This is a genomic window from Pseudomonadota bacterium (assembly GCA_016195085.1).
Lineage (GTDB): Bacteria > Pseudomonadota > Alphaproteobacteria > SHVZ01 > SHVZ01 > JACQAG01.
Map to the genome: position 1 here is coordinate 18674 of JACQAG010000022.1, position 12612 is coordinate 31285.

Consider the following 12612-nt stretch of genomic DNA (forward strand, 5'->3'; position numbering starts at 1 on the left):
CTTGTCCGAAGACGACTCAGGCAAAACCGAAGAACCGAGCGGCAAAAAGCTCGGCGAAGCGCGCTCGCGCGGCCAGACCTGGGCCTCGCGCGAGGTCGGCAGCTGGGCGATGCTGAGCGTGCTGCTGGCGATGGTGTATTTCCTGCTGCCGCGCATGGTGCGCGACGTCGGCTCGGTGGCGCTTCCCTTCATCGAGAAGCCGGACCAGATCTCGCTCGATCAGGGCAATCTCGGCAATGTCCTGACCGAGACGATGCTCGCCCTGGTGCCGCCGCTGACCATTCCTCTCATCCTGGTCCTGATCGCCTCGATCGCGCCATCCATCGCGCAGAGCGGCTTCATCTTCACCACCCATAACTTGAAGCCGAGCTTCAGCAAGCTGTCGCTGGCCGGCGGCCTCCAGCGCCTGGTCTCGGTGCAGGCGATGCTCGACATGGCGAAGAACATCGGCAAGATGCTGATCGTCGGCTCCGTCGCCGGCTTCATCGCCTTTCCGGAGCTGAGCCATATCGAGTCCCTGGTAACGGCGGAGATCGTCGACGCCGCGCAGGAGATGCAATCGATCGTCGTCGATATTCTGGGAGGCACGCTGGTGGTGCTCGCCATAATGGCGGTGGGCGACGTCTTCTACCAGCGCCACAAGTTCTACAAGCAGCTGCGCATGACCAAGCAGGAGGTCAAGGACGAGTTCAAGCAGGCCGAAGGCGATCCCACGGTCAAAGGCCGCTTGCGGCAGATCCGCTTCGACCGTGCCCGCGCGCGCATGATGCAAGCCGTGCCCAAGGCCGACGTGGTGATCACCAACCCAACCCATTATGCGGTGGCACTCGAATACAAGCCGGACAAGATGGACGCCCCGAAGCTGACGGCGAAGGGTGCCGACCTGATCGCCAAGCGCATTCGCGAGGTCGCCGAGGAGAACGGCGTGCCGGTCGTGGAGAACCCGCCGATCGCGCGCGCCCTCTATGCGAGCGTCGAGATCGACCAGGAAATTCCCCCCGAGCACTACAAGGCGGTGGCCGAGATCATCTCCTATGTCTACAAGCTCAAGCGCAAGACCGTCCCGGCTTAATCGGCTCGGCGCTTGGCTTCCCTTTGCGGTCGTGCCGGCCGCCTGCGCACTTGCCCTCGCGCTTGCCGTTCTCTCCCCCTGGCCCCAGGCGGCCGGGATCGCGCTTGCCGGCGCGGTTCTCCTCGCCGCCGCGCTCGCCGGAAGGTGGCTCGGCGAGCGCGACGGCAGCCAGCCGGCTCGCGCGGTCACGCAAGGCTTCGAGGCGGGTATCGCCAGCGTCGTGACCGACGCCGCCGGCCGCGCCTTGGCCGCCAATGCCGCCGCGCGGCGCATCCTTGCCGAGGGCCGGCAGCAGCCGCGTCAGCGCCGGCTGGTGATCGACGAGGCCCGCTTGGCGGCCACCTTCGCCGATCCCGACGGCCGCATCGGCCACCTCGCCCGCGAAGCCAGGGCGGGACACCGCCACAGCGTCGATTTGCGCCTGGATCCCGGCGTCGGTCGCGGCTGGCTCGAGGTGACGGCAGCGCCGGCGCCGGGCCAGAAGGGCTGGGTCGTCTGGCGGTTTGCCGAGGCCAATCGGCGGATCGAGGCGAGCCTGGACCTGGTCGCCGAGCGCAGCCACAGCGCCGAGCTCCGGGTGACGCTGGCCTCGATCGAGCAGCGGTTTCAGCGGTTCTTCGAGGAGCTTCCGGTCGGCTGGGCGGTGGTCGACGGAGAGGGCAGGATCGAGGATTCGAACCGCGCTTTCCGCGAGCTCGTCGGCGTGCCGCTCGATCCGCGCGGCCGCAATTTCGCGACCATGGTCAGAGCGGAGGATCAGGGACGCGTCGCCGCCCGGATCGAGGAGGCGATGCGGGGCGGAACCCAGACCGCGCCGGAGGAGGTGCGGTTCTCCGGCACCTCCGAGCGCGTCGCCTCGCTCTATGTCGGGCGGATCGACACGCCCGACGACAGCCCGGCCGGGCTGGTGCTGCACCTCCTCGACATCAGCACGCTCAAGGCCCTGGAAAGCCAGTTCGTGCAGTCGCAGAAGATGCAGGCGATCGGCCAGCTCGCCGGCGGCGTCGCCCACGACTTCAACAATCTCTTGACGGCGATGATCGGCTATAGCGATCTCTTGCTGCTCCGCCACCGTCCGGGCGATCCGTCCTTCGCCGACATCATGCAGGTGAAGCAGAACGCCAACCGTGCCGCCAACCTGGTGCGCCAGCTCCTCGCCTTCTCGCGCCAGCAGACGCTGAGGCCGCGGGTCTTGAACCTGACCGATGTGCTGGCGGAGCTGTCGCATCTGTTGCGGCGGCTCTTGGGCGACACCCTTCAGCTCGAGGTCGTGCATGGCCGCGACCTGAAGCCGGTCAAGGTCGACCAGGGCCAGTTCGAGCAGGTCGTCATCAACCTCGCAGTCAATGCGCGCGACGCCATGCACCCGGGCGGGCGGCTGGCGATCAATACCGCCAACATCCGGATCGAGTATGCCCAGAGCCGCGGTGCCGAGGTGGTTCCGGCCGGCGACTATGTCGAGATCCGCGTCGCCGACACCGGCTCCGGCATAGCGCCCGAGCATCTGGGGCGCATCTTCGAGCCGTTCTTCTCGACCAAGCCGGTGGGATCGGGGACCGGACTCGGCCTTTCCACGGTCTACGGCATCGTCAAGCAGACCGGCGGCTTCGTGTTCGTCGAATCCATGCTCGGCGGCGGCACGTCGTTCACCATCTGGCTTCCCGTCCATGCCGGCGGCGTCGTGGAGGAGGCGGCCGAGGAGGAGGAGGGGCGCCGGCAGGTGCGCGACCTGACGGGTGCTGGCACCATCCTTCTGGTCGAGGACGAGGACCCGGTCAGGCTGTTCAGCGCCCGCGCGCTCCGCAGCAAGGGCTACAAGGTGTTCGAAGCCAGATCCGGAGAAGCCGCCCTCGATCTCTTGCTGGAGGAGACGATGCCGGTCGATCTGCTCATCACCGACATGATGATGCCCACCCTCGACGGCCCGAGCTTGGTCAAGCTGGCGCGCGAGCGGCGCCCGGACCTGAAGGTGGTCTGCATCTCCGGCTACACCGAAGACACGCTCCGCGAACGCATCCCCCAGGACGACATCACCGTCTTCCTGGCGAAGCCCTTCAGCCTGAAACAGCTGGCACAGACGGTGAAAGAGGTGCTGACCCAGGAGTGAGGCCGCGCGGCTCACCCTCTCGCTGCCGGCTGCACCAGATTGGCAAACAGACGGAAGGCGTCGGGAACCAGCCAATCCGGCTGGTGGGCGAGCGCCAGGCTGACATGGGTGTGGCGGCCGGATCCGATCGGCGCCGACAAGAGCCCGCCTTCGAGCGGGTCCTCGCCGGGGTCGGCCATGGCGAGGAGCGGCACGTAGGCCGGACCCGGTCGGTCAGCGTAAGTTACTTTTTTCCATGTTCCGCCAGCGCCCTCAACTGGCTGCTGAGCTCAGGCAGCTTCGCCTGGATCACATCCCAGACGATCTCCCAGTTGACGCCCGCATAGTGGTGGATGAGGCGGTCGCGCATGCCGGCGACGTCCTGCCACCGAATTGCCCTGTGCTTTTTGCGAAAATCCGGAGAGAACCCCTTTGCGGCCTCGCCGACGATTTCGAGGTTCCGCACGACGGCATCCTGCACCATCGTGTCCTCGAGAAACCGCTGATAGCTCAGGCCGCCGGTGTAGCGGCCAATTCTGCCGATCGCTTCGACGATGTCCTGGACAAGCTGCGCATCCTGGCGCTTAGCCATATGCGAGAGCGCTCCGGATGTCGTCAGCGATTTCCTTTACGCGAATGCTCTCGAGTCCATCGGGCGTTAGGATTTCCACCTTCCTTCCGAGGAGCTTCTCCAGGTGCTCCGATAGACCCAGGAAGTTGTCGTAGGTCGGCCGCTCGAACTCGACGAGAAGGTCGATGTCGCTCCGCTCGTTCTGCTTACCTTTGGCGTAGGAGCCAAAGAGGCCGATCTTTCGTACGGAATACCTCTCAAGCAGCTCGGCGTTCTGCCGTAGCGTGCGAAGGATTCCCTGCCGGGTAAGTTCGCTTTTCGACGGTTTTTTCATTGCCGTGCGCTGCGCCTATGGACGCATGATGATAGCGCAGTTTGGCGGCTTGATTAAGGGTTCGATGATCTGTCGAGGGCGGCGGCTGCTCCACCCAGGCGCCCGCCACCTATCCCTGCCGGCTGCACCAGATTGGCGAAGAGGCGGAAGGCGCCGGGAACCAGCCGATCCAGCTGATGGGCCAGCGCCAGGCTGACATGGGTGTGGCGGCCGGCTCCGATCGGCGCCGACAGAAGCCCGCCTTCGAGCGGCGCTTCACCGGGGTCGGCCATGGCCAGCAGCGGCACATAAGCCGGATCCCAGGATGCAGCGAAGGAGAGGCCGCGCTCCTTCTGCCATCCCGCCCAATCGGCGGGGCCGATGGCATTGGGATAGGTCAGGAGCGGATGCCCGGACGCCAGAATCCGGATCGGTGCCGCCGGATCGGCCACCCGCCAACGCAGCGACGGCTGGCCGATGGCGATGCGCTTGGGCGGCGTCACCGCCGCGTCCCAGCCATCGCCGGGCCGGTGATATTGGCTGACGAGATGCCCGCCTCGGCTCACATAGTCCTTGAGCCGCGCCGGCGCTGCCGCCGGAAGCCGGCCGAAGGCCTTGATGCCGATGACGATGGTCTCGAAACGGCCGAGATCGCCGCCGAGGATCTCGTCGTCGGAGAGCCGCTCCACCTGAAGCCCGATCTCTTCGAGCCAGCCGGCGACGCGATCGAGGCCGCCTTCGACATAGCCGATACGAACCCCCGGGGGAAGCGCCAGGTCGACCACCAGAAGATCGAGAGTGGCGGGCTCGATCCAGCCGGTGGTGCCGATATGGGGATAGTGCTGACGGCGCACGCGCCCATGGGCGATACCGTCGGCCACCACCTGCCAGCTTGCGTGACCCGGGGCTGGCGTCGCCGCGGTGAGGCTGATCTCGGCGGCCTCAAACGGACCGAGGCGAAGCGGAGGTGCCACCGCCTCGGCACCGAGGAGCCGGAGCCGGGTCTGGATCGGCGCCGGCGTGTGGTTGCGCGCCCCGATGCGGACCTCGAGGCGCGGCTGCGAGCCGGCGACCACCACCCGGGCCTCAGGCGCCGGTGTCAGCTCCAGGGGCGGGACCTCGAGGGGCAGGATTTCCGGCGCCACCGCATCCTCGATGTCGACGCCATCGACGGTGTAGCCGAGCCGGCCTTCGATCGGCGCATTGGCGGCCAGCGGATCGAAGCGCTGCCGAAACGGCGCGTGGGATCCCGGGATGTATCGAAGCGTGCCCTCTGCCGTCGGCCCCTCGACCGTGCCGGCTTCGCTGGTCGCGGACCCGCGAACCGTGAGCGGCTTCCCGCCTTGGAAAAGGACAAGGCGTCCCGTCGCGGGCTGGCCCAGGACCACCATTGCCGGCAGCTCCAGGCGGGCGACCAGGGAGAGGGCGAGCCGGCTCGCCCGGGCAAGCTGGCGGCGCTTGATGCCGAGCCGGTGCTCCAAATCCTCGGCGATCGTCCGTGCGAGCCCACCCAGAGTCTGCAGGACATGGTCGATGGCGCCCAACGCTTCATGCACCGAAGCGGCGACGCGATCGAAGTCCGGGAAGGCCTCGATCGCCGCCTCGATCGCCCGGTCGGCTTGGCGCAAGGCATCGCTGGGGGCGCCCTTCATGCCGGTCGCCAGATCGCCGAGCCGCCGCGGCAACCCATCGAAGATCGATCCCTCGGCATTCACCCGCTGCAGCCGCGTTTGCGCCAGATTGAGCGCGATCGCCGGCGCGTCTTCCTCAGGGCGCCAGCGCCCCATGCCCTGGCTTCGGTGACAGAGGCGCGACCATTCGCCGATCTCGGCGTAAGTGGCGCCGAGCCAGCGATCGAAGCCGCCGACATCGACGGTGAGCGTCGCCGGCGGCGGCGGCTCGGCGTCGTCATAGGTCGCACCGGCGCCGGAATAAGCCGGCAGATACAGCTTGGCGATGCGCCATGGGCGGAGGCCGGCTTCGATCTGCTCGGGGAAGCGGGCCGGGTCGGCGGCCGCCTCGAAGGCCTTGAAGGTGGCGCGGGTGACGGCGCGATGATGGCCGTGCTGTCCCGGCACATCGAGGAAGGTGGGCGACACGATGTCGGGGCGGCTCCGGCGGATGGCCTCCACCAATCGCTCCAGGAGCCGGTCCTCGCCCCAGATTGCGGTGGTCGCCTCCGGCGTCTTGGCGAAGCCGAAATCGCTTAAACGATCGCCGAACCCTTGCTCCAGCCAGTCAACCTCCATGCCGAGAACGGCGGCGGCTCTCTCCATCTCATGGGAGCGTATGAGCGCCAGCGCCTCGCCGGATTCCGGGCCGAGCGCGTTCTGTCCGCCGCCGCCGCGGGTGGCCGAGACGTAGATCACGCGGGCACCGTCGCCTTTGGCGAGCCGGGCCAAGAGCGCGCTCGTCTCGTCGTCGGGATGCGCTCCGGTCATCATGAAGCTCACCACCGAGCGCAGCGGCAGCAAGGCCTGCCATAGAAGGAGGAGTGGGCTCTCCCGCGACTGGCGAAGGATGCGGCGTTGCTCTGGAGTCATGGCAAGATCCTGGCGAATAGGCTCGCCAAGGCAAGCGAATTGCTGCGGGATGACGATTGACATGTCCGGGAGCGTTCGGGACGATGCCCGCCGGGCTGGGGGTCTCGGCTCGGCAAGGGAGGATCGAACATGATGAAGCGGTGGCTATTCGGCCTGGTGCTGAGCTCGACGCTCCTGACCTGGGGCCTCACCAGCGCCCAGCCCGTCGAGATCGAGTACTGGCAATACACCTTCGCCCAGCGGGTTCAGGCGATCGACGAGCTGATCAAGCGCTTCGAAGCGGCCAATCCCGGCATCAAGGTGAAGCACGTCAACGTGCCCTACGACGATTTCCGCCTCAAGATCGCCGCCGCCATCCCCGCCGGGCAGGGTCCCGACGTGGTGCAGCTGTTCTATGGCTGGCTCCAGGACTATCTGAAGGCGAAGCTCTTGCAGCCGCTGCCGGCCGATCTTTTCAACGCCGCCGAGATCGAGCGCGACTTCTTCCCCTTGGTGAAGGAGATGCGCGTCGACGGCCAGTATTACGGCCTGCCGACGGCGGTGCGCTCGCTGTCGCTGTTCTGGAACAAGAAGCTGTTCCAGGAGGCGGGTCTCGATCCCGCGAAACCGCCTCAGACCCTGGCCGAACTCACCCTGATGGCGAAGAAGCTGACCAAGCGCGACGCCGGCGGCAATCTGCTGCAGGCCGGCATCGCGCTCGATCCCGGCGGTCAGGACCATCACTGGATCCGCGAGGTGCTGATCCGTCAGATGGGCGGCAAGCCCTATTCCGATGACGGGCGCAAGATCGCCTATGACACCGATGCCGCAGTCAAGGGTGTGGCCTGGTACACCGATCTCGTCGCCAAGGAGAGGGTGAGCGAGTTCGGCTTCCTGACCGATGCGGTGACCGCCTTCAAATCGGGCAAGGCCGGGCTCACCATCGATGGTTCCTTCCGGCTCGCCGCCTTCGACGGCCAGGCCGGGCTCGACTACGGCGTGTCCGAGCTGCCCGGCCATGACGGCATGAAATCCAACTTCGCCTCCTACTGGGTGAACGGCATCACGCCCAAGGCGACCGGCGCCAAGAAGGAGGCCGCCGCCAAGTTCCTGAAATTCATCACCACGCCGGAAGCGATGGAGCTGTGGCTGGAGAAGGTGGGCGAGCTGCCGGCCCGCAAGGCGGTGGCCGAGCGGGACGCGATCAAGAACCACCCGAAATACGGCGCCTTCATCCGCGGCCTCGCCTACGCCCAGGCGACGTTCTTCGTCAATGAGACCGGCCAGCGCAAGGTCTTCCTGGACCTGGTCGACCGCATCGCCATCAAGAAAGTGGCACCCAAGGACTCCGTGCACGAGGCGGCGCTGGAGGAGCAGAAGATGCTGGACGCCTTCTACAACAAGTGAGCGGACGACAAGACCCTCACCCGCCTCGCTAACGCTCGGCACCCTCTCCCGCAGGGGGTGGGATTTGGGAGGGGGTGCGCCGCACCCCTCCCCGATCCTCCCCGGGCGGGAGAGGGGCCTCAAATACTCGTCCTCATCTCCCTCTCCCGCGCCGCGGGAGAGGGTTGGGGTGAGGGTCGTTCTTAGGGCTACACCGAAACGCAACGGGACCGCATGATCGATCGCCTCACTCTTCGCCAAAGGCAGGCCTTGTGGGCGTGGGCGTTCCTGGCGTTGCCGGCGGTCTTCTACGTGTCCATTCGCTTCTATCCGGCGGCGCAAGCCTTCGCCATGTCGCTGACCGACTGGAACATCGTCGGCCGGGCGCGGTTCATCGGCGCCGACAACTATGTGCGGCTCGGCGCCGATCCGGTGTTCTGGAGGGTGATGGGCAACACCTTCACCTATCTCGCGGTCGGCGTCGCCGTCACCATGACCATCGCCTTCGTCATCGCCTTCTACCTCGACCGCGTGCGCTTCGGCCACGGACTCTTGCGGGCACTCTACTTCATCCCGCACCTCGCCACCGCGGTTGCCATGGCTTGGGTCTGGCGCTGGTTCTACCAGCCCGTACCGGTCGGCGCCTTCAACGATGCGCTGGCCTCCATCGGCTTCGGCCAGCAGCCTTTTCTGCGCTCCACCAGCCAAGCGCTTTATGCCGTGCTGGCGCCGGCGATCTGGGCCAGCCTCGGCTTCCAGGTCGTCATTCTGCTGGCCGGGCTGAAGGCGATCCCTGAGCATTATTACGAAGCCGCCGAGATCGACGGCGCCGGCCGCTGGCGGATCCTCATCGAGATCACGCTGCCGCAGCTCCGCCCCACGCTCATCTTCCTCGTGGTGGTGAGCTCGATCGGCTTCCTTAGGATCTTCGACTATGTCTACGCCATGACCCAGGGCTCCGGCGGGCCGCTCGACGCAACGAAGCCTCTGGTGCTGATGATCTTCATCACCGCCTTCGGCCATTTCGAGATGGGCTATGCCGCCGCCTTGACCGTCGTCCTCTTCCTCATCCTGCTCGCCATCTCCTTGGCGCAGCTCCGGCTCATGAAGGCCCGATGACCGGGAGCCGTCCCGAACGCGTCATCGCCTGGACGCTGCTCTTCCTGGGCGGCGTGGTCATGGTGCTGCCCTTCGTCTACATGCTGGCGACCTCGCTCAAGCACAATGACGAGGTCTACGATCTCAGCCTCATTCCGAGGCTGCCGACCCTCGACAACTATCTGCACCTCTTCAGCGACTCGACATTTCCCCGCTGGTTCATGAACTCGCTGGTGGTGGCCGCGCTGACCACGGTCTCGGCCTTGTTCTTCGACAGCCTGGTCGGCTATACGCTCGCCAAATTCGACTTCCGCGGCCGCCGCCTGGTGTTCCTGGCGATCCTCTCGACCCTGATGATCCCGACGGAGATGCTGGTGCTGCCCTGGTACATGCTGTCCAAGCAGATGGGCTGGCTCGACACCTATTGGGCGCTGTTGTTTCCGGGCCTGATGACCGGCTTCGGCACCTTCCTCATGAAGCAGTTCTTCGAGAGCGTGCCCGACGATCTGCTGGCGGCCGCGCGCATCGATGGGTTCGATGAGTTCCAGATCTGGTGGCGGGTGGCGCTGCCCTTGGTCACCCCGGCGCTCTCGGCGCTCGCCATCTTCGTCTTTCTCGGCAACTGGACGGCGTTCTTGTGGCCGCTCATTGCCACCAGCAGCAAGGCGCTCTACACGCTGCCGGTCGGGATCGCCTCGTTCTCGAGCGAATTCCAGACGGAGTGGGAGATGATCATGACCGGTGCGGCGGTCGCCACGCTCCCCAGCCTCTTCGTGTTCTTGGCGCTGCAGAAATACATCATCCGCGGCATCATGCTGACCGGGATCAAGGGCTGATGGCGCGACCGAAGGACGAGCCTTTTCCGGCACCGGTCTACAAGGAGACGGTGCTGGCGCCCTTGTTCGAGGGGGTGAAGCGCCACCACTGGCGCTATCAGATGCGCATCAACCGGGCGAGCGCGGTCATGCTGGCGGAGTGCGGCCTCATCCGCCCGAGCGAGGCGAAGGCGATCCTGGACGCGCTCGACGACATCGTCGCCACGCTCGACGTGGCGAAGCTGGTTTACACCGGCGAGCACGAGGATTTCTTCTTCTACGTCGAATCCGAGCTGACGCGCCGCCTCGGTGTGGCGATCGCCGGCAAGCTCCACACCGGGCGCTCGCGCAACGACATCGACCACACCGTCTTCAAGCTCGCCTTGAAGGAGCGGATCATTGTTTTTGCCGGGGCGCTGATCGGCCTCATTGAGACGACGCTCGGCGTCGCCGAGGCGAACCGCGCGACCCTTGTGGTGGCCTATACCCACGGCCAGCCGGCGCAGCCGACGACCTTCGGCCACTATCTCGGCGCCTTGATCGAGCAGCTCCTGCGCGATCTCGAGCGGCTCTCCGATGCCGCCCGCTATCCCGACAAGTCCAGCATGGGGGCGGCCGCGATCACCACGTCGGGCTTCGGCCTCGACCGCGCCCGCATGGCCGATCTCCTGGGCTTCGCCGAGGTGCAGGAGAATTCCTATGGCTGCATCGCCTCGGTCGACTACGCGACCAGCGTCTACGCCCAGCTCAAACTCCTGTTCGTCCATCTCGGCCGCTTCGTGCAGGATCTGAATGCCTGGTCGGGATTCGAGGTGGGCCATCTCTATGTGCCCGACGCCTATGTGCAGATCAGCTCGATCATGCCGCAGAAGCGCAACCCCGTGGCGATCGAGCATCTGCGCCTCATGCTGTCGCTCGCCGCCCAGCGGGCGGAAGCGGTGATCTTCACGGTGCACAACACGCCCTACACCGACATGAACGATTCCGAGGGCGAGGTGCAGGCGGCGGGCTACGAAGCCTTCGACACGGGCCTGCGGGCGCTCACGCTCATCGCCGGCTTTCTAGGTGCCGTCCGCATCGACGAGGCGAAGGTGCGCCGGCACATCGAGGAGGCCTGCATCACCGTGACCGAGCTTGCGGACTCGCTCGTCCGCAAGGAAGGCCTCTCCTTTCGCCAGGCCCATGAGGTGGCGGCCCTGCTCGCCCGCCGCATGATCGATAGCCGCGAGATCTTCCGCACCGTGCCCTACGGCGCCTTCCTGGAGGCCTTCGCCGCTGTTGCCGGAAGAGAGCCGGGGTTGACCGAAGCCGAGTTCCGCCTTGTGACCACGCCCGAGCACTTCATCGAAGTCCGCACCATGCCGGGCGGCCCGGCGCCGGCTTCCCTATCCGCCAGCTTCGAGCGCTACCGGCGCCAGCTCGATCAAGCCCGGAGCTGGCTCAATGACTATCGCGGCCGGATGGAGCAGGCGGCGGAACGTCTGGACGAGGCGGCCTCCCGCCTGCAGCGGGGCTAGTCTTGGATTTGGAGATGCTAGCGATAGCCCCCACCCTAGCCCTCCCCCACATGCGTGGGGGAGGGAAAAGAAGGGCGCAGCTCTTACTCCCTCCCTCGCCGAAGGCGGGGGAGGGCCGGGGTGGGGGCATGCGCGTTCCCGAGAGTCGGTCCTAGCCGTGGCGCGGGTGACGCTGACGGGCGTGAGCAAAAGCTTCGGGACGGTCGAGGTCGTGCACGATCTCGACCTCGAGGTCGCCGACACGGAATTCGTGGTACTGGTCGGCCCGTCGGGCTGCGGCAAGTCGACGATCTTGAGGATGATCGCCGGCCTGGAAGAGGCGAGCCAGGGTGACATCCTGATCGGCGACCGGCTGGTCAACAATGTCCCGCCCAAGCATCGCGACATCGCCATGGTCTTCCAGAACTACGCCCTCTATCCGCATATGAGCGTCTATCGGAACATGGCCTTCGCGCTCCGCGCCAAGCGCCTCGAGCCGGCCGAGATCGACCGCAAGGTCAAGGCGGCGGCGGCGATCCTCGGCCTGGAGGAGTATTTGGAGCGGCGGCCGGGCGAGCTCTCCGGCGGACAACGCCAGCGGGTCGCCATGGGCCGCGCCATCGTGCGCGATCCCGCGGTGTTTCTCTTCGACGAGCCTTTGTCCAATCTCGATGCCAAGCTCCGCACCCAGATGCGGGCCGAGATCAAGAAGCTGCACCAGCGCTTGAGGACCACGATCATCTATGTGACGCACGACCAGGTCGAGGCGATGACCTTGGCCGACCGGATCGTCATCTTGCGCCAGGGCCGGGTCGAGCAGATCGGCACGCCGGGCGAGGTTTATCGCAGGCCCGCCAATCTGTTCGTCGCCGGCTTCATCGGCACGCCGGCGATGAATTTCCTCCCCGCCCGCCTCGCCGAGGGCGGTGTCGTGCTCGCCGACGGCAGTCGATGGTCCTTGCCCAGGCGACCAGCGGCGGAGGCGGGGCGGGAGGTCATCATCGGGCTCCGCCCGGAAGATGTGCGGCTTGCCGACGGCCCGGCTGCCGGGCGCTTCGAGGCAAGGGTCTCCATCGTCGAGCCCCTGGGCCCGGAATCGCTCATCACCGTCCTCTTCGCCGGTCAGGAAGTGGTGGCGAAGGCCGATGGCGACGCCGCTCCCGGCATCGGCACCCCGCTCCAGCTCGAAGCCAACCTCCAGCGCCTGCATCTCTTCGATCAGACCAGCGGAATGGCGCTGATTTAGGCCGTTC

The 12612-nt window shown here is 66.5% G+C and carries 10 protein-coding genes and 1 pseudogene; 7 read left to right on the forward strand and 4 right to left on the reverse strand.

Going from position 1 to position 12612, the window contains the following annotated elements:
• Position 1 precedes the first annotated feature (1 nt).
• On the forward strand, positions 2-1072 hold the full coding sequence (flhB, locus tag HY058_05795) for a flagellar biosynthesis protein FlhB (GenBank protein MBI3496796.1): 1071 nt from the start codon (positions 2-4) through the stop codon (positions 1070-1072).
• Positions 1035-3179: a response regulator gene (locus tag HY058_05800; GenBank protein ID MBI3496797.1), complete on the forward strand. Its 2145-nt coding sequence runs from the start codon at positions 1035-1037 to the stop codon at positions 3177-3179. Before flhB ends, HY058_05800 begins: the two co-directional genes overlap by 38 nt.
• Before the next feature lie 11 nt (positions 3180-3190).
• Here HY058_05800 and HY058_05805 read toward each other — a convergent pair.
• The 4 genes and pseudogenes from HY058_05805 to HY058_05820 all read right to left on the reverse strand — a co-directional run bounded on the left by HY058_05805 (position 3191) and on the right by HY058_05820 (position 6585).
• Positions 3191-3379, reverse strand: a pseudogene (locus tag HY058_05805) (hypothetical protein).
• 23 nt (positions 3380-3402) lie between these two features.
• Entirely contained in the window at positions 3403-3750 is a 348-nt protein-coding gene (locus HY058_05810) for a DUF86 domain-containing protein (protein MBI3496798.1), read from the reverse strand.
• Positions 3743-4063 carry a nucleotidyltransferase family protein gene (locus HY058_05815; GenBank protein MBI3496799.1) on the reverse strand — a complete coding sequence of 107 codons (321 nt, stop codon included), beginning with the start codon at positions 4061-4063 and terminating at the stop codon, positions 3743-3745. The genes HY058_05810 and HY058_05815 overlap by 8 nt, the downstream gene beginning before the upstream one ends.
• Positions 4064-4116: 53 nt before the next feature.
• Positions 4117-6585, reverse strand: coding sequence for a PIG-L family deacetylase (locus HY058_05820; GenBank protein MBI3496800.1), 2469 nt, complete (start codon positions 6583-6585; stop codon positions 4117-4119).
• 129 nt (positions 6586-6714) lie between these two features.
• On the opposite strand from HY058_05820, the gene HY058_05825 reads away from it, so the two are divergent.
• The 5 genes from HY058_05825 to ugpC all read left to right on the forward strand — a co-directional run bounded on the left by HY058_05825 (position 6715) and on the right by ugpC (position 12605).
• Positions 6715-7971, forward strand: a complete 1257-nt coding sequence (locus HY058_05825; GenBank protein ID MBI3496801.1) for an extracellular solute-binding protein — start codon at positions 6715-6717, stop codon at positions 7969-7971.
• A 213-nt stretch (positions 7972-8184) separates the two neighbouring features.
• Positions 8185-9069 (forward strand): sugar ABC transporter permease, encoded by an 885-nt coding sequence (locus tag HY058_05830; protein MBI3496802.1) that lies wholly within the window; start codon positions 8185-8187, stop codon positions 9067-9069.
• On the forward strand, positions 9066-9884 hold the full coding sequence (locus HY058_05835) for a carbohydrate ABC transporter permease (GenBank protein ID MBI3496803.1): 819 nt from the start codon (positions 9066-9068) through the stop codon (positions 9882-9884). Before HY058_05830 ends, HY058_05835 begins: the two co-directional genes overlap by 4 nt.
• Positions 9884-11380, forward strand: coding sequence for an argininosuccinate lyase (locus HY058_05840; protein MBI3496804.1), 1497 nt, complete (start codon positions 9884-9886; stop codon positions 11378-11380). Before HY058_05835 ends, HY058_05840 begins: the two co-directional genes overlap by 1 nt.
• Positions 11381-11537: 157 nt before the next feature.
• Positions 11538-12605 carry a sn-glycerol-3-phosphate ABC transporter ATP-binding protein UgpC gene (gene ugpC / locus HY058_05845; GenBank protein ID MBI3496805.1) on the forward strand — a complete coding sequence of 356 codons (1068 nt, stop codon included), beginning with the start codon at positions 11538-11540 and terminating at the stop codon, positions 12603-12605.
• The last annotated feature ends 7 nt before the right edge of the window (positions 12606-12612 follow it).

Excerpts from the sequence above, each read along its gene's own strand:
- HY058_05800 (MBI3496797.1), top strand. The coding sequence starts at position 1,035 with ATGTCTACAAGCTCAAGCGCAAGACCGTCCCGGCTTAATCGGCTCGGC.
- HY058_05810 (MBI3496798.1), bottom strand. The coding sequence starts at position 3,750 with ATGGCTAAGCGCCAGGATGCGCAGCTTGTCCAGGACATCGTCGAAGCG.
- HY058_05815 (MBI3496799.1), bottom strand. The coding sequence starts at position 4,063 with ATGAAAAAACCGTCGAAAAGCGAACTTACCCGGCAGGGAATCCTTCGC.
- HY058_05820 (MBI3496800.1), bottom strand. The coding sequence starts at position 6,585 with ATGACTCCAGAGCAACGCCGCATCCTTCGCCAGTCGCGGGAGAGCCCA.
- HY058_05825 (MBI3496801.1), top strand. The coding sequence starts at position 6,715 with ATGATGAAGCGGTGGCTATTCGGCCTGGTGCTGAGCTCGACGCTCCTG.
- HY058_05830 (MBI3496802.1), top strand. The coding sequence starts at position 8,185 with ATGATCGATCGCCTCACTCTTCGCCAAAGGCAGGCCTTGTGGGCGTGG.
- HY058_05835 (MBI3496803.1), top strand. The coding sequence starts at position 9,066 with ATGACCGGGAGCCGTCCCGAACGCGTCATCGCCTGGACGCTGCTCTTC.
- HY058_05840 (MBI3496804.1), top strand. The coding sequence starts at position 9,884 with ATGGCGCGACCGAAGGACGAGCCTTTTCCGGCACCGGTCTACAAGGAG.